Source organism: Aliiglaciecola sp. LCG003 (assembly GCF_030316135.1).
GTDB lineage: Bacteria > Pseudomonadota > Gammaproteobacteria > Enterobacterales > Alteromonadaceae > Aliiglaciecola.
The window spans coordinates 2,122,329-2,149,268 of record NZ_CP128185.1; the positions used below are offsets into that span (position 1 = coordinate 2,122,329).

Below are 26,940 nucleotides of genomic sequence, written 5' to 3' on the forward strand. Positions count from 1 at the left end.
ACAATTTTATTGAATCACACCTAAATAGGTTTTTACACTATGAAAAATTCGCGGTTATTGAACAACAAAACAGATAATAAGGCAGCTTTGTCTAAAGAACTTTCATCAAGTCTCAAGGATATTAGTGCGTTGTTGAACAATACTTCACTACCGTCCAGAGAACGCGTGTTTGAACATAGTGAGTCTCAAGTTTTAGATCTGGATTATACTCAATTAGACACCTTAAACAGGGTATGTGAGCAATATAATTTTAGTTTATACAGCGCAGTATTATTCGCATGGCACAAACTAGTTAATCACTATACTAGAGAAAGTAAAACTTATTTAAGCTTCACCTGTTCAGTATCAAAAAGCGATGCCAAACCTGAGCTCGATTTAAATTGTATCAACATATCGCATAGCAACATGCTTGACTGGAGTGAACATGAAAATTGTCTTTCATACCTTTATACATTGCAGTCTGCAATTGACGATATAACCTCTTTCGACGACAAAATAAGCCCTAATCCAGCTGCTAATAAAATGTTCAGCGGTTTATTTTTATATCCCCATCTAGGGCTAATCGACGAGGATGAAACTTCGGATGACATTAAATTTAAACAGTTCGAGACTCAAGTTACGAAATTAGTTGAAGACAGTTTATTGTCACTCAACGTTAGAGAAAACATAGATCGTCTTGAGTTAAAACTCAATTGTCATGCAGATCTAATGTCTAGTTCGGTTACAGTTTCCATTCTATCTGAGTTACGAAGAATACTATTAGCAATACCAAAGTTTCTTCATCAAGCTCATTATTTACTTCCTATTGTGTCAGACGAAGAGCGTGTCATGCTGTTAAGTGATTGGAATGATACAGACAGCGATTACCCTGATAATCAAACCTTAACCCAGTTATTTGCCGCCCAAGTGAAGCGCTCGCCGCAGAAGGTTGCGCTGGTATATGAAGGACGTGAGCTGACGTATCAACAGCTAGATGAGCAATCGAATCAATTGGCCCGCGCCTTAAAAGCGGCTTATCAGCAACAGGCAGGAGAGTCACTCAAGCCAGATACCTTGATAGGGCTGTATCAAGACCGCAGCCCCGAGATGTTGCTCAGTATCTTAGCGATATTAAAAGCGGGGGGCGCCTATGTGCCTATCTCGCCGGACTATCCGCAATCACGGGTGGCGTATTTGTTAGACGATACGAAGACCTCATTGGTACTCACGCAAGCACAATATATAGAACGCCTGACCCAGTGGACGTCGCAGCAAGACCAACCCGCGAGCGTGCTGGCAGTTGATAGACCCGACATTCTGGCAGGGTATGCGAAGACGCGCGTGCCGGCACGACATGGTCCGGATGACTTGGCGTATGTGATTTATACCTCGGGCACGACGGGTCAACCCAAGGGCGTGTTAACGCCGCACCGAGGAGTGGTCTCCTTAGTGCAAGACAATGACTTTATTAATTTATCTCAGGCCGATGTGATGTTACATCTTTCGGACCCAAGCTTTGATGCCGCAACCTTTGAAATATGGGGCGCCTTGACCCATGGCGCGACATTAGTGATAGCGCCGAATACCCAAGAGCTGACATCCCAAGCGCTAGAGCAGGTCATCACAGACAATGGGCTCACGGTCTTATGGCTGACTAAAACCTTGTTTGACAATCTGTATTTACAACAGCCAACGATGTTTGCCAGCCTAAACTATTTGTTGGTGGGGGGAGAAGCGTTAAACCCTGATTTAATTCGACAGTTGATGAGTCAGGTATTACGACCCACACATATCTTAAATGGTTATGGTCCAACGGAAAGCACGACCTTCACGACGACTTATGAGTGTGAGGCATTTTCACATTCTGTGCCGCTAGGCAAGCCAATCAGTACCCGAAAAGTGTATGTGTTGGACGAGCAAGGCCAATTGTCGGGTATCGGTGTGCCTGGGGAGTTGTATATTGGCGGCGCTGGATTAGCCCGAGGGTATTTAAATCAAGCGGCATTAACCGCCGAGAAGTTTATCGACAATCCATTTGCCAGTGAATCGGACCGAGCCAAAGGGTACACGCGGTTGTATCGAACTGGCGATATGGTGCGCTGGTTAGCCGATGGTAATTTAGAGTATCTGGGGCGAAATGATGACCAAATTAAAATACGCGGCTATCGTATCGAGCTTGGCGAAATCGAAAATGCCTTGTGTAAAATCGAAGGTATTCAGCAAGCGGTAGTGATGGTGCGCGAGCCGCAATCGAATCAATACCTAGCAGCCTATTATGTGGGTGAAGAGACGATAAGCTCTGAGGTATTGCGCCAGCAGTTATCGCAGACTTTACCGGATTATATGCTACCGATGACGTACACGGTGATTGAATCGGTGCCCTTAACTATCAATGGCAAGCTAGATAAGCGCGCGTTACCTGAGCCCATTTTAACTAGTGAAGAGGGGTATGTCGCCCCTCGAACAGAGTTAGAAGCGCAGCTGTGCGAGATATGGCAAGCCCAACTCGGTCTTGAGCGAGTGGGGATTAGCGATAACTTTTTCCGCATTGGCGGCAACTCGATAAGCGCACTTAAACTCATCGCAGAATGTCGTAAAAAGGAAAATATCGATATCCCACTGCAACTGTTGTTTGAGCATAAAACAATCGCTGGGATAGTCGCAAACCTCGAATCTAATCAGCTGTTAACCATCCCAGTCAGTGAACACGAAAAGCCGCCATTATCCTTCGCCCAGGAACGTTTATTGTTCATTGAGCAGTTTGAACAAGGAAGTAATACTTATCATATTCCCTATTTTGTAAAGCTACAAAAAGGCGTTAATTGGAGTGCGTTACAAAGCGCATTTAATACAGTGATTGATCGCCATCCGGTGCTCAAAACGGTTTATCAGACGGGGCAAAATGGTGATAGTTATCAGCAGGTCTTAGACGCTGATGTTATTGTCACAACCCAGCATTTGTGTAGTGAGGAGGCGTTGTTATCTGCGGTTTCTGCAGCTGTAGCTTTGCCCTTTGATTTGACAGCAGAGCCAAGTATTCGGTTGTGTCATTTTGTCTTTGAAGAGCAACAATATTTGTTGATTTTATGGCATCACATTGCGTTTGACGGCTGGTCTGTCGATATTTTTCTGAATGAATTTTCTCAAGCGTATCAATCTTTTTGCCAGTCTCAACCGCTTGCGTTACCGTCGTTAGAGATAGGTTATAGCGATTATGCTGTTTGGCAAAGAGAGTTACTGCAAGGCGAGGTACTTGATGGGCTAGTCAGTTATTGGCAAAAGCAATTATGTGGGTATGAGAACTTAGCTCTCCCAACCGATTATCCTCGTCCTAGTCATTTTGATTATCAAGGTAGAGATTATTTATTTGAGTTAGATTCAGACCTGTCCTCAGAATTGAGGAGCCTTGCGCAAAGCCAAGAAACGACACTTTACACACTGCTATTGAGTGGTTTTTACGCGGCATTGGCAAGTCTTACAGGGCAACAAGATATATTATTAGGTACGCCCTCGGATAACCGTCATCACAGTCAGACTCAATCGTTAGTGGGTTTCTTCGTGAATACCTTACCGCTTAGGGCACAAGTGGAGCAAACGGATAGCGTGGAATCGTTGATTGAGCACATCCATGCACAAGTGACGCAAGCCAAGCTTCACCAAGAGCTACCTTTTGAGAAGCTTGTCGATACCCTGTCGGTCGTGCGAGATACGTCACGCCACCCGCTGTATCAAGTCATGTTCACCTTAGATAGTTTCAGTGACGGATTTGAAGAAGAAAACAATTTACCGTGGCGAGCGAATAGTTTACTCGAAGATGCCAATCCAAATAACCCTGCCAAGTTTGATTTAAGCTTAACGTTACGAGATGGTCGTGCCAACATCCGAGGTGGTTTTAACTATGCGACAAGCTTGTTTGAGGAGAAAAGTGTAGAGCGCTTTGCACAGATATATGTTCGCGTATTGAAGGCTTTTGTTGCCAATCCAAAGCAACAGGTAGGGGATTTACCGATTTTATCAAAGCAAGAGCGACAGACCTTATTGCAGACTTGGAATGAGACAGACAAAAGCTACCCTCAAGGTAAGACGTTGCATGAATTGTTTACCGAGCAGGTAGAGCGGACACCGGAGCAGATAGCGTTAGTACATGAGGGGCAAAGGATAAGTTATCGGGAGTTGGACGAGCGTTCAAACTGTTTAGCGCATCATATACGAGAGCGTTATCTGCATCAAACGGGAGAGATGATAAAGCCGGATACCTTGATAGCACTTTACCTAGACCGCAGTTTGGAAATGATAGTGAGCATTTTAGCGGTGCTCAAAGCTGGCGGTGCTTATGTTCCGATATCACCTGATTACCCAGAGCAACGAAGCGTTTTTATTTTAGAAGATACACAAACACGTTTAGTGTTAAGTCAACATCACTATTCGCAGCAAATGACGATTTGGCAGGGTGCACTTAGTGAAAACGTTGAAATGTTGATTGTTGATGAAGAGGGGGGGTATGAGACGAAATCTAAAGCGTCTCCTGAGCCAATAAGTGGAGCAACAGATTTAGCCTATGTCATTTACACATCAGGAACAACCGGGCAGCCCAAAGGAGTGTTGATTGAACATAGAAGTGTCATTAACCTTTGCCATTTTATAGCTCGTACTCATTTTATCGACCACCAGACCAGATCGCTATTTATCTCAAATTATGTTTTCGACGCGTCAATATTTGAACTGTTTCCTAGCCTACTCTTTGGCTCGGAAGTCTATATAACATCGAACATTAACGGAGTTGATTCGGATGAACTTAATGAATTGATTTCAAAATATAGTATTACAAAAGCATTTATACCAACTGCGCTATTGGCAACGCTGGCAAAAGAATTAGAAAAATCTTCAGTAAATGTCATACATACTGGAGGAGAGAAATTGGCGGAGTTACCGCTAAAACCCGCCAGTTTCGTCTTCAATCAATATGGACCTACAGAAGCGACGGTCTGTGTTTCTCAAAATAGAATGCAGGATCATCTAGACCTAAGAATTGGTAAAGCGATCGATAACACACGTTTGTATGTATTGGATCCCTACAAAAAAGTTGTGCCTATTGGAGCGCCCGGGGAACTCTATATTGGTGGTGCTGGTTTGGCCAGAGGGTACCTAAATCAACAAGATTTAACCGCTGAAAAATTTATAGCCAACCCATTCGCATCGGATCAAGATCTAGCCAAGGGTTATTCCCGTTTATACAAAACTGGAGATATTGTTCGTAGATTAAAAGATGGAAATTTAGAGTACATTGGAAGAAACGATGAGCAGGTTAAAATTCGAGGTTACCGTATTGAACTTGGAGAAATAGAAGCTGCAATTTCTGAAACTCCAGGCGTTAGCCAAGCTATCGTAATTACAAAGGAAGTTTCAGGCAATACCCATGTAGCAGCGTATTATGTGGTAGATCCAAGTGATAGCAATGGACCAGAGGTTGCAGATAGGATCAGAGAGAAAGTCGTTAAAGTCTTGCCCAGTTATATGCTTCCCGAAAGTTTGATCCAAATAGAAAGTGTCCCCTTGACTCTTAATGGCAAACTAAATAAAGCTGCCTTACCAGAGCCTATTCTTGTGCAACAAGATAACTACGTTGCTCCTAGAAATGAAATAGAAACTAGTGTGTGTGAGATTTGGAAGGCGCAATTAGGACTGGAACGGGTCGGAATTAATGATAATTTCTTTCGTATAGGTGGTAATTCGATATCTGCGATTAAATTAACAGCCGAATGTCGTAAAATTCTCAATACTGATATTCCTCTGCGGTTATTATTTGAGCAGAAAACCATCGCAGGGATCCTGTCAAAATTAAAGTCTTCAAAAAAGCTAATTATACCAAAAACGAATTTAAAAAGACCTCCTCTGTCATTTGCTCAGGAACGTTTACTTTTTATTGAGCAGCTTGAAGGTGGGAGTAATGCATATCACATTCCATTGGTTATAGAACTGACAAGTAATACAAATTGGTCTGTTCTAGAGGCTGCATTTAATGTAGTTGCTGATCGACATCAAATTTTGAAGTCGGTATTTTTAACCGACGATAACGGTGATGGTTTTCAATGTCGTATTGATAAGCCCTTGATTATCTCAAGGAAAGAAGTCGATGATACTGAGACCTTAAGGAGTTCGCTGGCAGAAGCAATTAATCAACCTTTTGATTTATCGATTGAGCCTAGTATTCGATTGGTATCCTATGCTACACAAGATCGCAATTATCTATTAATCTTGTGGCATCATATCGCCCTAGATGGCTGGTCAGTAAATATCTTTCTTGAAGAGTTGAGCGACGCTTATCAAGCGCTCACGCTAAGCCGCCCAATAAACCTTTTGCCACTTGAAATCGATTATTGCGACTATGCAAATTGGCAAAGAGAGTACTTACAAGGCCAAACGTTAGAACAGCTCCTGGATTTTTGGAAATCGCACCTTTGTGGTTTTGAAATGTTAGAGCTGCCAGCTGATTACAATCGTCCCTCACATTTTGATTATCTGGGTAAAGATCATCAATTTGAATTAACACCGATATTGAGTGATGAGCTAAGACGTCTAGCACGAGAGAAGGAGACTACTCTTTATACTATATTGTTATGCGGCTTTTACATTACCTTAAGTTGCCACTCTGGACAGCAAGATATTGTCATAGGATCCCCTTTCGATAATCGACACCATGCACAGGTTCAATCATTAGTCGGTTTTTTCGTGAACGCATTGCCGCTACGAGCTCAACTGGATAATACACGTAGTATCGACGACCTAATTAAGCAAGTGCACGAAATTGTGATTCAAACCAAACTTCATCAGGAACTACCATTTGAAAAACTAGTCGATGCTTTGGAGATTGAAAGGGACACGTCAAGAAATCCAATCTATCAAGTGTTTTTTAGATTGCAGAGTTTTAGTGAGGGTTTCCTTTCTAATACTTCTTTACCATTTTTGCCATGTAAAGATATGGATGATTCTTATACGCCGGCTAAGTTTGATTTGGATTTATATTTGAATGACGACAAAGAGGCCATAGCGGGAGGGTTCAACTATGCCACTAGTTTGTTTAGCTCAACGAGTATTGACCGTCTGACCAAAACTTTTGAATGTGTGTTAACCGCAATCGCAAAAAACCAATCTCAAACACTCGCGAATATTTCAATCTTATCCGAGACAGAAAGTAATACCTTATTGAACAATTGGAGCAGATCAACGACCACCTCAGATGAACAAAAAACCTTGGATCAGTTATTTGAAGAACAAGTTGCACGAACTCCAGATGAAATTGCCCTATATTTCGAAGATAATAAAGTTAGTTATCGTCAGCTGAATCAGCGAGCAAATCAATTAGCAAATCATATTCGAGCTGAGTATTTAAACAATGCTCAGGTCTCTCTTTCTGCAGATACGTTGATTGGGCTTTACTTCGACCGCGGATTGGACATGATCGTCAGTATATTGGCAGTTCTTAAAGCAGGAGCAGCGTTTGTTCCTATTTCTCCACTTCATCCAGAAGAAAGGGTCAGCTTTATTTTGCAAGATACAAGTAGCGCTGTACTGTTAACACAAAACTATTACGTTGAAAAATTAGAGAGAATAACCAAAGGCCAAAAACAGCAACCAATAGTGTTAGCAGTAGAAGAATTAAAGCAAATTCAAAGCCACTGTGAAAATAACCTTCAAAGAATATCTAGTGCTCAGGATTTAGCCTATGTTATTTATACATCAGGCACGACGGGTCAGCCTAAGGGAGTGGAAATCCCACATCACGCTAGCGCCGCCCGAAACTTGTTTATGGCTGAGTTTAGTGACACCTATAAAAATGTTTATTTATTGAAAACCAATTATATTTTTGATGTGTTCATTTCCGATTTGTTCAGCCACCTTTTCGTTGGTGCGCAATTGGTAATTTCAAAAGCACATTTCGATCAAAATGAAATTTCAACGCTCATAAACGACTTACCCATAAATGCTGCCCATTTTGTTCCTTCTCAGTTTTTAGCATTACCAACTTCACTATCAAAGTTTGAGAGAATAAATTTCAGTGGTGAAAATTTAGGAAAAGAGCAATTAGCAAGAATAGATTTTCAGGAAAGTCGAGTTTTTAATTATTACGGCCCAACGGAAACGGGAGAAACAACTTGCTTTGAAGCTTGTTCTTTCAACGACTCTAGTAAGATTGGTCGACCTATGCCGAGCACTCAAGCTTATGTGGTTTTAAATGGAACCCAGTTAGCGCCTTTGGGTGTGCCAGGAGAATTATATATCGGCGGCGCTGGATTAGCCCGAGGGTATTTAAATCAAGCGGCATTAACCGCCGAGAAGTTTATCGACAATCCATTTGCCAGTGAATCGGACCGAGCCAAAGGGTACACGCGGTTGTATCGAACTGGCGATATGGTGCGCTGGTTAGCCGATGGTAACTTAGAGTATCTGGGGCGAAATGATGACCAAATTAAAATACGCGGCTATCGCGTTGAGCTTGGCGAAATCGAAAATGCCTTGTGTAAAATCGAAGGTATTCAGCAAGCGGTAGTGATGGTGCGCGAGCCGCAATCGAATCAATACCTAGCAGCCTATTATGTGGGTGAAGAGACGATAAGCTCTGAGGTATTGCGCCAGCAGTTATCGCAGACTTTACCGGATTATATGCTACCGATGACGTACACGGTGATTGAATCGGTGCCCTTAACTATCAATGGCAAGCTAGATAAGCGCGCGTTACCTGAGCCCATTTTAACTAGTGAAGAGGGGTATGTCGCCCCTCGAACAGAGTTAGAAGCGCAGCTGTGCGAGATATGGCAAGCCCAACTCGGTCTTGAGCGAGTGGGGATTAGCGATAACTTTTTCCGCATTGGCGGCAACTCGATAAGCGCACTTAAACTCATCGCAGAATGTCGTAAAAAGGAAAATATCGATATCCCACTGCAACTGTTGTTTGAGCATAAAACAATCGCTGGGATAGTCGCAAACCTCGAATCTAATCAGCTGTTAACCATCCCAGTCAGTGAACACGAAAAGCCGCCATTATCCTTCGCCCAGGAACGTTTATTGTTCATTGAGCAGTTTGAACAAGGAAGTAATACTTATCATATTCCCTATTTTGTAAAGCTACAAAAAGGCGTTAATTGGAGTGCGTTACAAAGCGCATTTAATACAGTGATTGATCGCCATCCGGTGCTCAAAACGGTTTATCAGACGGGGCAAAATGGTGATAGTTATCAGCAGGTCTTAGACGCTGATGTTATTGTCACAACCCAGCATTTGTGTAGTGAGGAGGCGTTGTTATCTGCGGTTTCTGCAGCTGTAGCTTTGCCCTTTGATTTGACAGCAGAGCCAAGTATTCGGTTGTGTCATTTTGTCTTTGAAGAGCAACAATATTTGTTGATTTTATGGCATCACATTGCGTTTGACGGCTGGTCTGTCGATATTTTTCTGAATGAATTTTCTCAAGCGTATCAATCTTTTTGCCAGTCTCAACCGCTTGCGTTACCGTCGTTAGAGATAGGTTATAGCGATTATGCTGTTTGGCAAAGAGAGTTACTGCAAGGCGAGGTACTTGATGGGCTAGTCAGTTATTGGCAAAAGCAATTATGTGGGTATGAGAACTTAGCTCTCCCAACCGATTATCCTCGTCCTAGTCATTTTGATTATCAAGGTAGAGATTATTTATTTGAGTTAGATTCAGACCTGTCCTCAGAATTGAGGAGCCTTGCGCAAAGCCAAGAAACGACACTTTACACACTGCTATTGAGTGGTTTTTACGCGGCATTGGCAAGTCTTACAGGGCAACAAGATATATTATTAGGTACGCCCTCGGATAACCGTCATCACAGTCAGACTCAATCGTTAGTGGGTTTCTTCGTGAATACCTTACCGCTTAGGGCACAAGTGGAGCAAACGGATAGCGTGGAATCGTTGATTGAGCACATCCATGCACAAGTGACGCAAGCCAAGCTTCACCAAGAGCTACCTTTTGAGAAGCTTGTCGATACCCTGTCGGTCGTGCGAGATACGTCACGCCACCCGCTGTATCAAGTCATGTTCACCTTAGATAGTTTCAGTGACGGATTTGAAGAAGAAAACAATTTACCGTGGCGAGCGAATAGTTTACTCGAAGATGCCAATCCAAATAACCCTGCCAAGTTTGATTTAAGCTTAACGTTACGAGATGGTCGTGCCAACATCCGAGGTGGTTTTAACTATGCGACAAGCTTGTTTGAGGAGAAAAGTGTAGAGCGCTTTGCACAGATATATGTTCGCGTATTGAAGGCTTTTGTTGCCAATCCAAAGCAACAGGTAGGGGATTTACCGATTTTATCAAAGCAAGAGCGACAGACCTTATTGCAGACTTGGAATGAGACAGACAAAAGCTACCCTCAAGGTAAGACGTTGCATGAATTGTTTACCGAGCAGGTAGAGCGGACACCGGAGCAGATAGCGTTAGTACATGAGGGGCAAAGGATAAGTTATCGGGAGTTGGACGAGCGTTCAAACTGTTTAGCGCATCATATACGAGAGCGTTATCTGCATCAAACGGGAGAGATGATAAAGCCGGATACCTTGATAGCACTTTACCTAGACCGCAGTTTGGAAATGATAGTGAGCATTTTAGCGGTGCTCAAAGCTGGCGGTGCTTATGTTCCGATATCACCTGATTACCCAGAGCAACGAAGCGTTTTTATTTTAGAAGATACACAAACACGTTTAGTGTTAAGTCAACATCACTATTCGCAGCAAATGACGATTTGGCAGGGTGCACTTAGTGAAAACGTTGAAATGTTGATTGTTGATGAAGAGGGGGGGTATGAGACGAAATCTAAAGCGTCTCCTGAGCCAATAAGTGGAGCAACAGATTTAGCCTATGTCATATACACATCAGGAACAACTGGGCAACCCAAAGGAGTGTTGATTGAACATAAATCAGTTCTCAATACTATTTCAGCAATGAACGGGGTTTATTCAATAACAGCCAACGCACGAAAGTCAGGTTGTTTTAGTCAATATGTTTTTGATGTAAGTATTTCCGAAATATTCAATAGTCTTTGTTTCGGTGGAGAACTTCATTTATTTAATGAAGAGCTTCGTACTGATACTGATAAATTGCACAATTATGTCATCGATGAACAGATTAACTTTCTTTTTGTACCACCGGCAATTTTGGGCATACTTCCTAAAAAAAAATACCCGTCTTTAGAAGCTATTATTTTTGCGGGAGATCGCTGTGAACAAAATAGTTGTGAGTATTGGACTCAAGAACACGCTTTATATAATTACTATGGACCAACTGAAGCTTCGATCTATGCATCAGGAAAACTTGCTCAAAAAAGAAATCTAAATGAAATTGGACGAGCACTCGACAATGTTAAATTGTATGTATTAAACAAGTTATTGCAACCAGTTCCAATTGGCACTCCAGGAGAATTGTACATCGGTGGTGCGGGTTTGGCGCGGGGGTATTTAAACAGACCTGAATTGACCCAACAGAAATTTATTACTAATCCTTTTGGCAATGAGTTCGGTAAAACGCTCGATGATAATCGCATTTATCAAACCGGTGATTTAGTTAGATGGTTACCTGATGGAAACTTAGAGTATTTAGGAAGAAATGATAGTCAAGTTAAGATCCGAGGTTTTCGAGTAGAACTTGGCGAAATAGAAAGCGTATTAACGTCGATAAATCAAGTTCGTCAAGTGGCAGTGGTTGTTCTCGAACAAGCTGGACAACAAGTTATATCAGCTTACATAGTGCCACAGGACAAACGAAATATTGATTTAGATTCGATTAAAGAAACGCTGTTAACTCAATTACCTGAATACATGGTGCCTGCTAGTTTTACGCTATTAGAATCTATCCCCTTAACCATCAACGGTAAGCTTAATCGTTCAGCCTTACCAAAACCGACTATTCAAATTGACGAACATTACGTAGGACCGAGAAACCACTTAGAAGAACAGCTGTGTAAGCTATGGGAGTTGGAATTCTCCTCTAAAGAAAGGATTGGTATTTATGACAATTTCTTTGCGCTAGGAGGAAATTCGATAATTGCTATTCGACTTACTGCGTTGTGTAGACGAGAACTTGAAATTGATATTCCGCTCACTTTATTATTTCAACAAAAAAATATCGCAGGATTAGTTGATCATTTAGAAGAAAAACCATTATTTGAAATTGAAGCAAGGATTCAAAATAGTGCTCCGGTCTCCTTTGCACAAGAACGATTGCTGTTTCTACAAGATTTTGAACAAGGCGGTGAGGCATACCACATACCAATATTGTTAGAATTATGCCCAGACGTTAACCTTGATATGTTAGAACTAGCATTTAATGTATTGGTTGATAGACATCCGATACTAAAAACGATTTATGAGAAGAATTCAGAACAAAGCTACATACAAAAAATAGCAAGTAACAAACTTTCGATTCAGTGGGAAGAGTTAGCATCCATAGATGCTCTTTCGACAGCGGCTAAATTAGGAATTTCAAAACCTTTTGATTTAACTTCTCAGCCTAGTTTTCGTATACAGGGATTTAGATTAGAAGAGAAACATTATCTTTTAACTGTTTGGCATCACATTGCTTTTGACGGTTGGTCAGCGGATATTTTCATGCAAGAGTTAGGAGACGTTTACCAAGCTTTCCTTAGCGATGAAACGCCTAACCTGCCAGCGCTAGACATCAGTTATGCCGATTATTCAGCTTGGCAACGCGCCTACCTACAAGGTGACACGCTGGATAACTTATTGGGATATTGGCAACAACAGTTAGCGGGATATGAAAGCTTAAATCTGCCTACTGACCGGGCTCGTCCGGCGCACATCGATTACCGTGGTCACGACCATCTGTTTAGCTTAGATAATGATTTATCGGCATCCCTTCGCGCCTTGGCGAAGCGTCAGGAAACGACGCTGTACACCTTATTGCTCAGTGGGTTCTACGCAAGTTTAGCCAGCCTTACTGGGCAGCGCGATATTCTGCTTGGCACGCCATCGGATAATCGTCACCATGCTCAAACCCAATCCTTGATAGGCTTTTTCGTCAATTCGTTGCCGTTAAGGGCCCAAGTGGAGCCTGACACCACAGTTGCGTCACTGGTGTCACACGTGCATGAAGTGGTAACCCAAGCCAAAGTACATCAAGAGTTACCCTTTGAGAATTTAGTCGATACGTTACAGGTTGAGCGAGACCCCTCTCGTCATCCACTGTATCAAGTGATGTTTAGCCTACAAAATTTCGGTGAAACAATCGGAAAAGATGAATCCTTGCCCTTTAAAATTTCAGAACAAACAAACGCAGAAGCACTTTATAGTCCCGCGAAGTTTGATTTGAGTTTGATACTAACGGACGACCAAGCTTCAATCGCAGGGAGTATCAATTATGCGGTGAGCCTGTTTGATGAATCGACTATCGAGCGTCTGCAAGCTGTCTTTCAGCGTATATTGCGCGCATTTGTCGCCGATAATCAGCAAACGATTGGCTCAATCGCCACGGTGTCAGACGAAGAGCGTGTCACGCTGTTAAGTGATTGGAATGATACAGACAGCGATTACCCTGATAATCAAACCTTAACCCAGTTATTTGCCGCCCAAGTGAAGCGCTCGCCGCAGAAGGTTGCGCTGGTATATGAAGGACGTGAGCTGACGTATCAACAGCTAGATGAGCAATCGAATCAATTGGCACATTGTCTCAATAGTGAGTATAGACAAGAGCATGGGCATTGTTTGAAACCGGAAACTCTAATAGCCTGCTATTTAGATCAGGGTTTTTCTTCGGTCGTCAGTACGCTTGCCGTCCTTAAAGTGGGAGGATGTTTAGTTCCAATTTTCCCTCAAGCTTTGGATAGTCTTAATAGCGAAATGATTACCTCTTCTAACGCTGCTTTAGTGATAACGAACCAAAAGTATACTAATAAAATATCTGCATGGAAGTCTAAGAGTCACAACCAATTTTCAATCTTGTCAGTAGGGCTTGAAGCGTCTTTCTCTAAAGGCTCTAAAAACAATATTGACCAAGTAGAAAGTGCGTCAAATTTAGCATGTCTGATTGCTACTTGTGAAACCTTACACAAACCAGAGCTGGTGATGTTGACGCATCAAAATATCAGTCACTATGTGGAAGCTTTTAAAGATAGATGTGCAACCAATGTCTGTCAGCGAATATTGGTATCTTCTTCAAGTTTATACGACTCAACCATTTCTGAAGTATTAGCCGGACTGTTAAATGGTCACGAATTGTATTTATGCTGTAGTGAAGAACGCCATGATCCTGCACGATTGGGAAGCTTCATCGAGCGTGAACAGATTGAGTTAGCGACATTACCGCCGGCTTTGTTGCCGTTGATTGAGCCTCACCAGTTGCGCTCATTAAAACGATTAATTGTTGCCGGAGAGTCGCCCTCACTGGAGGTGTTGGAACGATTTAGCGAGCACTGTCAAGTGTACAATGCTTATGGTCCAACGGAAGTGACGGTCTGTGCTACTGCAAACTGTTATGAAACGGGTGATTTGCCGAGCAATATAGGTCAACCAATCAATAACACGCGAGTATTAGTACTAGATGCACGTCATCAACTCGTCCCGATAGGGGCGCCAGGGGAGTTATATGTTGGTGGCGCTGGCTTAGCGCGAGGGTATTTAAATCAACCGACATTAACCGCCGAGAAGTTTATCGACAATCCATTTGCCAGTGAATCGGACCGAGCCAAAGGGTACACGCGGTTGTATCGTACCGGCGATATGGTGCGCTGGTTAGCCGATGGTAATTTAGAGTATCTGGGGCGAAATGATGACCAAATCAAAATACGCGGCTATCGCGTTGAGCTTGGCGAAATCGAAAATGCCTTGTGTAAAATCGAAGGTATTCAGCAAGCGGTAGTGATGGTGCGCGAGCAGCAATCGAATCAATACCTAGCAGCCTATTATGTGGGTGAAGAGACGATAAGCTCTGAGGTATTGCGCCAGCAGTTATCGCAGACTTTACCGGATTATATGCTACCGATGACGTACACCGTGATTGAATCGGTACCGTTAACTATCAATGGCAAGCTGGATAAGCGCGCTTTACCTGAGCCCATTTTAACCAGTGAAGAGGGGTATGTCGCCCCTCGAACAGAGTTAGAAGCGCAGCTGTGCGAGATATGGAAAAATTTATTTTCTTCAGAAGACCTCATAGGGATTAATGATAACTTTTTTGCACTAGGTGGAAACTCGATAACGGCGATTCGTTTAACTTCTACTTGCAGTAAAGAGATAGGTAAAGAGATCCCGCTAGCGTTGTTGTTTGAACAAAAAACAGTGGCAGGTTTAGCCAGTCACTTAAGTGAACAAGCATTAGAGATTATTCCGGTTAGCGGGTTAGCCCAGCCACCGTTATCCTTTGCACAAGAGCGATTACTCTTTATCGAACGCTATGAGCAAGGCTCTAACGCATACCATGTTCCTCTTTTACTTACCTTGAGTCATGACATTGACTTGGCCGCATTAGAAGAGGCCATCAACGTGATTGTTGAACGCCATCCGGTGTTAAAAACGGTTTATTTAACCGACAGCAATGACCGTAATTATCAAGCCATTTTGCCCCAGCCCGTCTCTTTGCAGAGCGAGGTGTTGACAAGTGATACGCAGTTATCGGTGTGCATTGAACAAGCTATAGCAAGCACATTTGATTTGAGCTGCGAGCCGAGTATCCGGCTGCATCATTACCAAGTTGCAGAGGCAGACTATTTATTGATTATCTGGCATCACATAGCCTTTGATGGTTGGTCAGCGGATATTTTCATGCAAGAGTTAGGAGACGTTTACCAAGCTTTCCTTAGCGATGAAACGCCTAACCTGCCAGCGCTAGACATCAGTTATGCCGATTATTCAGCTTGGCAACGCGCCTACCTACAAGGTGACACGCTGGATAACTTATTGGGATATTGGCAACAACAGTTAGCGGGATATGAAAGCTTAAATCTGCCTACTGACCGGGCTCGTCCGGCGCACATCGATTACCGTGGTCACGACCATCTGTTTAGCTTAGATAATGATTTATCGGCATCCCTTCGCGCCTTGGCGAAGCGTCAGGAAACGACGCTGTACACCTTATTGCTCAGTGGGTTCTACGCAAGTTTAGCCAGCCTTACTGGGCAGCGCGATATTCTGCTTGGCACGCCATCGGATAATCGTCACCATGCTCAAACCCAATCCTTGATAGGCTTTTTCGTCAATTCGTTGCCGTTAAGGGCCCAAGTGGAGCCTGACACCACAGTTGCGTCACTGGTGTCACACGTGCATGAAGTGGTAACCCAAGCCAAAGTACATCAAGAGTTACCCTTTGAGAATTTAGTCGATACGTTACAGGTTGAGCGAGACCCCTCTCGTCATCCACTGTATCAAGTGATGTTTAGCCTACAAAATTTCGGTGAAACAATCGGAAAAGATGAATCCTTGCCCTTTAAAATTTCAGAACAAACAAACGCAGAAGCACTTTATAGTCCCGCGAAGTTTGATTTGAGTTTGATACTAACGGACGACCAAGCTTCAATCGCAGGGAGTATCAATTATGCGGTGAGCCTGTTTGATGAATCGACTATCGAGCGTCTGCAAGCTGTCTTTCAGCGTATATTGCGCGCATTTGTCGCCGATAATCAGCAAACGATTGGTTCAATCGCCACGGTGTCAGACGAAGAGCGTGTCACGCTGTTAAGTGATTGGAATGATACAGACAGCGATTACCCTGATAATCAAACCTTAACCCAGTTATTTGCCGCCCAAGTGAAGCGCTCGCCGCAGAAGGTTGCGCTGGTATATGAAGGACGTGAGCTGACGTATCAACAGCTAGATGAGCAATCGAATCAATTGGCCCGCGCCTTAAAAGCGGCTTATCAGCAACAGGCAGGAGAGTCACTCAAGCCAGATACCTTGATAGGGCTGTATCAAGACCGCAGCCCCGAGATGTTGCTCAGTATCTTAGCGATATTAAAAGCGGGGGGCGCCTATGTGCCTATCTCGCCGGACTATCCGCAATCACGGGTGGCGTATTTGTTAGACGATACGAAGACCTCATTGGTACTCACGCAAGCACAATATATAGAACGCCTGACCCAGTGGACGTCGCAGCAAGACCAACCCGCGAGCGTGCTGGCAGTTGATAGACCCGACATTCTGGCAGGGTATGCGAAGACGCGCGTGCCGGCACGACATGGTCCGGATGACTTGGCGTATGTGATTTATACCTCGGGCACGACGGGTCAACCCAAGGGCGTGATGATCAGTCATAAGAATGTTCATCATCTAGTAGAAGCGCAAAGCGCACGTTTTGAAGCCAAAGCTTGTCAGCGAGCATTGCTTTTTGCGGCCTATGTGTTTGATGCGAGTGTATCAGAATTATTTATTGGTTTACTCAGTGGTCAAGTGTTGTATTTATGCAGTGATGAGGAGCGACAAAATGCCGCAATGCTGGGAAGCCTTATCGAGCGAGGACAGATTGAGTTAGCGACATTACCGCCGGCTTTGTTGCCGTTGATTGAGCCTCACCAGTTGCGCTCATTAAAACGATTAATTGTTGCCGGAGAGTCGCCCTCACTGGAGGTGTTGGAACGATTTAGCGAGCACTGTCAAGTGTACAATGCTTATGGTCCAACGGAAGTGACGGTCTGTGCTACTGCAAACTGTTATGAAACGGGTGATTTGCCGAGCAATATAGGTCAACCAATCAATAACACGCGAGTATTAGTACTAGATGCACGTCATCAACTCGTCCCGATAGGGGCGCCAGGGGAGTTATATGTTGGTGGCGCTGGCTTAGCGCGAGGGTATTTAAATCAACCGACATTAACCGCCGAGAAGTTTATCGACAATCCATTTGCCAGTGAATCGGACCGAGCCAAAGGGTACACGCGGTTGTATCGTACCGGCGATATGGTGCGCTGGTTAGCCGATGGTAATTTAGAGTTTTTAGGCCGTAATGATGATCAAGTTAAAATACGCGGTCATCGCGTTGAGCTTGGCGAAATCGAGAGTGCTTTGAGTGAAGTCAAAGGCATTCAACAAGCGGTCGTCATGGTGCGCACGCAAGCAGGGAATGATTATCTTGCAGCTTATGTTGTACTAGCTAACGATATGTCACTAAATCAAGATTGGCTGCAAGAGAAATTGAAGGAGCGCCTACCTGAGTACATGACACCAACTACGATTACAGCGATTGAATCGGTGCCCCTAACCATCAATGGCAAGTTGGACAAGCGGGCTTTACCAGAGCCAGTATTAACTAATGCAGATAATTATGTCGCCCCTCGGACGGAGTTAGAAATACAGCTGTGCGAGATATGGCAAGCCGTTTTAGGGATAGAGCAGGTTGGGGTGCATGACAACTTCTTCCGTATTGGCGGCAACTCGATTATGGCCATTCAATTAACTGAGGCCAGCCGCAGAGCGATAGGTAGAGAGATCCCGCTAGCGTTGTTGTTTGAACAAAAGACAGTGGCAGGTTTAGCCAGTCACTTAAGTGAACAAGCATTAGAGATTATTCCGGTTAGCGGGTTAGCCCAGCCACCGTTATCCTTTGCACAAGAGCGATTACTCTTTATCGAACGTTATGAGCAAGGCTCTAACGCATACCATGTTCCTCTTTTACTTACCTTGAGTCATGACATTGACTTGGCCGCATTAGAAGAGGCCATCAACGTGATTGTTGAACGCCATCCGGTGTTAAAAACGGTTTATTTAACCGACAGCAATGACCGTAATTATCAAGCCATTTTGCCCCAGCCCGTCTCTTTGCAGAGCGAGGTGTTGACAAGTGATACGCAGTTATCGGTGTGCATTGAACAAGCTATAGCAAGCACATTTGATTTGAGCTGCGAGCCGAGTATCCGGCTGCATCATTACCAAGTTGCAGAGGCAGACTATTTATTGATTATCTGGCATCACATAGCCTTTGATGGTTGGTCGATGGATATTTTTATCAATGAGTTAAGGCAGGCTTACCAAGGATTGCAAGTAGGAGAAGACCTCAAGCTTGCAGCGCTAGACATCAGTTATGCCGATTATTCAGCTTGGCAACGCGCCTACCTACAAGGTGACACGCTGGATAACTTATTGGGATATTGGCAACAACAGTTAGCGGGATATGAAAGCTTAAATCTGCCTACTGACCGGGCTCGTCCGGCGCACATCGATTACCGTGGTCACGACCATCTGTTTAGCTTAGATAATGATTTATCGGCATCCCTTCGCGCCTTGGCGAAGCGTCAGGAAACGACGCTGTACACCTTATTGCTCAGTGGGTTCTACGCAAGTTTAGCCAGCCTTACTGGGCAGCGCGATATTCTGCTTGGCACGCCATCGGATAATCGTCACCATGCTCAAACCCAATCCTTGATAGGCTTTTTCGTCAATTCGTTGCCGTTAAGGGCCCAAGTGGAGCCTGACACCACAGTTGCGTCACTGGTGTCACACGTGCATGAAGTGGTAACCCAAGCCAAAGTACATCAAGAGTTACCCTTTGAGAATTTAGTCGATGCGTTACAGGTTGAGCGAGACCCCTCTCGTCATCCACTGTATCAAGTGATGTTTAGCGTACAAAGCTTTGGCGAAGCGCTAGCCGATGCCAGTGATTTACCCTTTTCCCCGGCAGAATTGAGCTCCCAGAAAAGTGTTTATAGTCCCGCGAAGTTTGATTTGAGTTTGATGTTAACGGACGACCAAGCTTCAATCGCAGGGAGTATCAATTATGCGGTGAGCCTGTTTGATGAATCGACTATCGAGCGTCTGCAAGCTGTCTTTCAGCGTATATTGCGCGCATTTGTCGCCGATAATCAGCAAACGATTGGTTCAATCGCCACGGTGTCAGACGAAGAGCGTGTCACGCTGTTAAGTGATTGGAATGATACAGACAGCGATTACCCTGATAATCAAACCTTAACCCAGTTATTTGCCGCCCAAGTGAAGCGCTCGCCGCAGAAGGTTGCGCTGGTATATGAAGGACGTGAGCTGACGTATCAACAGCTAGATGAGCAATCGAATCAATTGGCCCGCGCCTTAAAAGCGGCTTATCAGCAACAGGCAGGAGAGTCACTCAAGCCAGATACCTTGATAGGGCTGTATCAAGACCGCAGCCCCGAGATGTTGCTCAGTATCTTAGCGATATTAAAAGCGGGGGGCGCCTATGTGCCTATCTCGCCGGACTATCCGCAATCACGGGTGGCGTATTTGTTAGACGATACGAAGACCTCATTGGTACTCACGCAAGCACAATATATAGAACGCCTGACCCAGTGGACGTCGCAGCAAGACCAACCCGCGAGCGTGCTGGCAGTTGATAGACCCGACATTCTGGCAGGGTATGCGAAGACGCGCGTGCCGGCACGACATGGTCCGGATGACTTGGCGTATGTGATTTATACCTCGGGCACGACGGGTCAACCCAAGGGCGTGTTAACGCCGCACCGAGGAGTGGTCTCCTTAGTGCAAGACAATGACTTTATTAATTTATCTCAGGCCGATGTGATGTTACATCTTTCGGACCCAAGCTTTGATGCCGCAACCTTTGAAATATGGGGCGCCTTGACCCATGGCGCGACATTAGTGATAGCGCCGAATACCCAAGAGCTGACATCCCAAGCGCTAGAGCAGGTCATCACAGACAATGGGCTCACGGTCTTATGGCTGACTAAAACCTTGTTTGACAATCTGTATTTACAACAGCCAACGATGTTTGCCAGCCTAAACTATTTGTTGGTGGGGGGAGAAGCGTTAAACCCTGATTTAATTCGACAGTTGATGAGTCAGGTATTACGACCCACACATATCTTAAATGGTTATGGTCCAACGGAAAGCACGACCTTCACGACGACTTATGAGTGTGAGGCATTTTCACATTCTGTGCCGCTAGGCAAGCCAATCAGTACCCGAAAAGTGTATGTGTTGGACGAGCAAGGCCAATTGTCGGGTATCGGTGTGCCTGGGGAGTTGTATATTGGCGGCGCTGGATTAGCCCGAGGGTATTTAAATCAAGCGGCATTAACCGCCGAGAAGTTTATCGACAATCCATTTGCCAGTGAATCGGACCGAGCCAAAGGGTACACGCGGTTGTATCGAACTGGCGATATGGTGCGCTGGTTAGCCGATGGTAATTTAGAGTATCTGGGGCGAAATGATGACCAAATCAAAATACGCGGCTATCGCGTTGAGCTTGGCGAAATCGAAGATGCCTTGTGCCAAATCGAAGGTATTCAGCAAGCGGTAGTGATGGTGCGCGAGCAGCAATCGAATCAATACCTAGCAGCCTATTATGTGGGTGAAGAGACGATAAGCTCTGAGGTATTGCGCCAGCAGTTATCGCAGACTTTACCGGATTATATGCTACCGATGACGTACACCGTGATTGAATCGGTACCGTTAACTATCAATGGCAAGCTGGATAAGCGCGCTTTACCTGAGCCCATTTTAACCAGTGAAGAGGGGTATGTCGCCCCTCGAACAGAGTTAGAAGCGCAGCTGTGCGAGATATGGCAATCCGTTTTAGGGATAGAGCAGGTTGGGGTGCATGACAACTTCTTCCGTATTGGCGGCAACTCGATTATGGCCATTCAATTAACTGAGGCCAGCCGCAGAGCGATAGGTAAAGAGATCCCGCTAGCGTTGTTGTTTGAACAAAAGACAGTGGCAGGTTTAGCCAGTCACTTAAGTGAACAAGCATTAGAGATTATTCCGGTTAGCGGGTTAGCCCAGCCACCGTTATCCTTTGCACAAGAGCGATTACTCTTTATCGAACGCTATGAGCAAGGCTCTAACGCATACCATGTTCCTCTTTTACTTACCTTGAGTCATGACATTGACTTGGCCGCATTAGAAGAGGCCATCAACGTGATTGTTGAACGCCATCCGGTGTTAAAAACGGTTTATTTAACCGACAGCAATGACCGTAATTATCAAGCCATTTTGCCCCAGCCCGTCTCTTTGCAGAGCGAGGTGTTGACAAGTGATACGCAGTTATCGGTGTGCATTGAACAAGCTATAGCAAGCACATTTGATTTGAGCTGCGAGCCGAGTATCCGGCTGCATCATTACCAAGTTGCAGAGGCAGACTATTTATTGATTATCTGGCATCACATAGCCTTTGATGGTTGGTCAGCGGATATTTTCATGCAAGAGTTAGGAGACGTTTACCAAGCTTTCCTTAGCGATGAAACGCCTAACCTGCCAGCGCTAGACATCAGTTATGCCGATTATTCAGCTTGGCAACGCGCCTACCTACAAGGTGACACGCTGGATAACTTATTGGGATATTGGCAACAACAGTTAGCGGGATATGAAAGCTTAAATCTGCCTACTGACCGGGCTCGTCCGGCGCACATCGATTACCGTGGTCACGACCATCTGTTTAGCTTAGATAATGATTTATCGGCATCCCTTCGCGCCTTGGCGAAGCGTCAGGAAACGACGCTGTACACCTTATTGCTCAGTGGGTTCTACGCAAGTTTAGCCAGCCTTACTGGGCAGCGCGATATTCTGCTTGGCACGCCATCGGATAATCGTCACCATGCTCAAACCCAATCCTTGATAGGCTTTTTCGTCAATTCGTTGCCGTTAAGGGCCCAAGTGGAGCCTGACACCACAGTTGCGTCACTGGTGTCACACGTGCATGAAGTGGTAACCCAAGCCAAAGTACATCAAGAGTTACCCTTTGAGAATTTAGTCGATACGTTACAGGTTGAGCGAGACCCCTCTCGTCATCCACTGTATCAAGTGATGTTTAGCCTACAAAATTTCGGTGAAACAATCGGAAAAGATGAATCCTTGCCCTTTAAAATTTCAGAACAAACAAACGCAGAAGCACTTTATAGTCCCGCGAAGTTTGATTTGAGTTTGATACTAACGGACGACCAAGCTTCAATCGCAGGGAGTATCAATTATGCGGTGAGCCTGTTTGATGAATCGACTATCGAGCGTCTGCAAGCTGTCTTTCAGCGTATATTGCGCGCATTTGTCGCCGATAATCAGCAAACGATTGGTTCAATCGCCACGGTGTCAGACGAAGAGCGTGTCACGCTGTTAAGTGATTGGAATGATACAGACAGCGATTACCCTGATAATCAAACCTTAACCCAGTTATTTGCCGCCCAAGTGAAGCGCTCGCCGCAGAAGGTTGCGCTGGTATATGAAGGACGTGAGCTGACGTATCAACAGCTAGATGAGCAATCGAATCAATTGGCCCGCGCCTTAAAAGCGGCTTATCAGCAACAGGCAGGAGAGTCACTCAAGCCAGATACCTTGATAGGGCTGTATCAAGACCGCAGCCCCGAGATGTTGCTCAGTATCTTAGCGATATTAAAAGCGGGGGGCGCCTATGTGCCTATCTCGCCGGACTATCCGCAATCACGGGTGGCGTATTTGTTAGACGATACGAAGACCTCATTGGTACTCACGCAAGCACAATATATAGAACGCCTGACCCAGTGGACGTCGCAGCAAGACCAACCCGCGAGCGTGCTGGCAGTTGATAGACCCGACATTCTGGCAGGGTATGCGAAGACGCGCGTGCCGGCACGACATGGTCCGGATGACTTGGCGTATGTGATTTATACCTCGGGCACGACGGGTCAACCCAAGGGCGTGATGATCAGTCATAAGAATGTTCATCATCTAGTAGAAGCGCAAAGCGCACGTTTTGAAGCCAAAGCTTGTCAGCGAGCATTGCTTTTTGCGGCCTATGTGTTTGATGCGAGTGTGTTTGAATTATTTATTGGTTTACTCAGTGGTCAAGCGTTGTATTTATGCAGTGATGAGGAGCGACAAAATGCCGCAATGCTGGGAAGCCTTATCGAGCGAGGACAGATTGAGTTAGCGACATTACCGCCGGCTTTGTTGCCGTTGATTGAGCCTCACCAGTTGCGCTCATTAAAACGATTAATTGTTGCCGGAGAGTCGCCCTCACTGGAGGTGTTGGAACGATTTAGCGAGCACTGTCAAGTGTACAATGCTTATGGTCCAACGGAAGTGACGGTCTGTGCTACTGCAAACTGTTATGAAACGGGTGATTTGCCGAGCAATATAGGTCAACCAATCAATAACACGCGAGTATTAGTACTAGATGCACGTCATCAACTCGTCCCGATAGGGGCGCCAGGGGAGTTATATGTTGGTGGCGCTGGCTTAGCGCGAGGGTATTTAAATCAACCGACATTAACCGCCGAGAAGTTTATCGACAATCCATTTGCCAGTGAATCGGACCGAGCCAAAGGGTACACGCGGTTGTATCGTACCGGCGATATGGTGCGCTGGTTAGCCGATGGTAATTTAGAGTTTTTAGGCCGTAATGATGATCAAGTTAAAATACGCGGTCATCGCGTTGAGCTTGGCGAAATCGAGAGTGCTTTGAGTGAAGTCAAAGGCATTCAACAAGCGGTCGTCATGGTGCGCACGCAAGCAGGGAATGATTATCTTGCAGCTTATGTTGTACTAGCTAACGATATGTCACTAAATCAAGATTGGCTGCAAGAGAAATTGAAGGAGCGCCTACCTGAGTACATGACACCAACTACGATTACAGCGATTGAATCGGTGCCCCTAACCATCAATGGCAAGTTGGACAAGCGGGCTTTACCAGAGCCAGTATTAACTAATGCAGATAATTATGTCGCCCCTCGGACGGAGTTAGAAATACAGCTGTGCGAGATATGGCAAGCCGTTTTAGGGATAGAGCAGGTTGGGGGGCATGACAACTTCTTCCGAATTGGTGGCGATTCAATCGTGAGTATTCAATTGGTTTCTAAGCTAAGAAAACTAGGATTTAGTCTACAAGTGAAAGATATATTTGAGGCTCCGACCATTTTTCAACTAGCTAAATTTCTTGAAAAGTCGAGTTCGCAAAACAAAATCCTCGTTGAGGAAGGGCTGCTTAGTGGAACATTTGATTTGCTGCCGATTCAACATTGGTTTTTCCAACAGTCACTGCAAAAACCTCATCACTGGAATCAAGCTTTTATGTTAAAGATCCCTGATGGCTTTACATCAGAAGAAATTACAAGGGCATTGACGGATTTATCAGTAAAACATGACATGCTCAGATGCCATTTTCATGAGTCTGAGGAGGGAGTTAAGCAAAGTTATCAAGTTATGCAGTCAAAGATTGCATTGAAATCAATCAACATAACTAAGTTTGACGAGACAGCCATACAAAATCAATTAACAGCTTGGCAAAGTGATTTTGATTTCAACGATGGCCCTGTTTGGCGTGTAGGTCACCTTACGGGATACGCTGATAACAGCGCTAGGCTATTTTTTGCCTTTCATCATTTGATTGTAGATTCCGTTTCATGGCGGATAATTGCAGAAGACATCAAATTGTTATTGACTGGTAAGGAACTACTTCCAAAAAGCTGCAGCTATCGTCAGTGGGTAAATGCGGTTAATAATTACGCGCTATCACATGAAAGTGAGAGCGAATATTGGAATAAAGTTGGCGTAGATCAGAGAAACATAGATGGCTCTGCGCACAAAGTTTTAGAAACTATATCTCTATCTAAATGCGAAACAGGAGTCTTACTGCGAGAATCTAATCTGGGATATAACACAGAAATTAATGATCTTTTGCTCAGTGCCTTGGCAAGTGCATTACAGGACTGTTTCCAAGACCCAGTCAATCATATCGTTTTAGAGGGACACGGTAGAGAATCCATAGAAGACAATTTAGACCTTTCAGAAACGGTTGGATGGTTCACTATTGCCTATCCTGTGAAACTAATAGCTGAGGAAGAGCTGTCATCCACGATAATACAAACTAAAGAAATGTTACGCAGAATTCCCAGTAAAGGAATCGGATATGGAGCTTTGAATAAGGCAGGTTTAAAGTTAAAAGCATTGCCAAAAATTAGTTTCAACTATCTTGGGCAGTTGGATAACGGTACACATAGTGCTAGTAGTGATTTTTGGAAAATAACCAGCGAAAGCTGCGGTGAAACAATACATCAGGAGAATTCATCTAACAATGTTCTAAATGTAAGTGGCGCTATCGTGAATGACCAATTGCAATTTGGAATTGATTCAAGCTTAAGCCCTATGCAAACATCGTTGTTTACCGCAGGTTTCGAAAGAGCCTTGAAAAGCGTAATTAATCTAGGCAGTGAAGTGGCTAAAAACGGAGGTATTAAAACACCAAGTGATTTTGCTGTACCAACGCTGTCATTAGAAAGATTGGAAACACTCCAAAACAGTTTCTGCAATGAAGTGCAGGACAATAATTTAAAGCATAGTGTAATGGAAATTTAAACAAACGTATTTACGACATATATATCAACTAGCAACTCAGATTATCGATAGGTATATAAATGAACAGGTCAAATGTTTTCGCAAAATTTATACAAGAAGGCTGCATGATGCTCGGTTGTAAACAAGGTCTAAAAAAGAAAATTGAAGGTGTTTTTGAAGAAGCCAAATTATTTTTTTGTAGACCAAAACAACAGAAAAAATTTTATCGGTGAATATCGAATTAGGGTTTTTAAACCACAAGGAATTGAATATGCAGCTACACCGGATAGAGCAGACGCGAACGAGACATTTTGCAGTAGATGCGGTTCAAGCGTTTAAGGCTCTATGTTTTTTCTTTTCCGCCACCTAGATAGTGGAGCGTAGGCTGGGACTCAATTCACATTCGTCATCTGCAAATTAGCATAAGCCATTCGAAAATCTTGGCGTTTGCATGAATCTGCCTAAATTGATATCAGTAACAGCTCAGGCAATCATAAACAAACTTCAAGCTTGACGAATAATTATATTTAGGTTTGCCTAAGACCAGCTTGGCCTCATCGCGCATTGGTTCATATTACTTGTGCTATATCTTACACAAGCACTCAACTTTTCAGTGTTCTAGTGTATTCGATTTCTAAAAACTAATATTTTCATTTACCTGAAAATATTCACTGACATACAAGCAACCCATAGTATCAAACTCTAAAATTTCGC

At 44.2% G+C, this 26,940-nt stretch carries 1 protein-coding gene; it reads left to right on the top strand.

Annotation, left to right across the window (positions count from 1 at the left end; all coding sequences use genetic code 11):
• The first annotated feature begins 39 nt into the window (after positions 1–39).
• Entirely contained in the window at positions 40–26,247 is a 26,208-nt protein-coding gene (locus tag QR722_RS09195; protein WP_286287400.1) for a non-ribosomal peptide synthase/polyketide synthase, read from the top strand.
• Positions 26,248–26,940 lie beyond the last annotated feature (693 nt).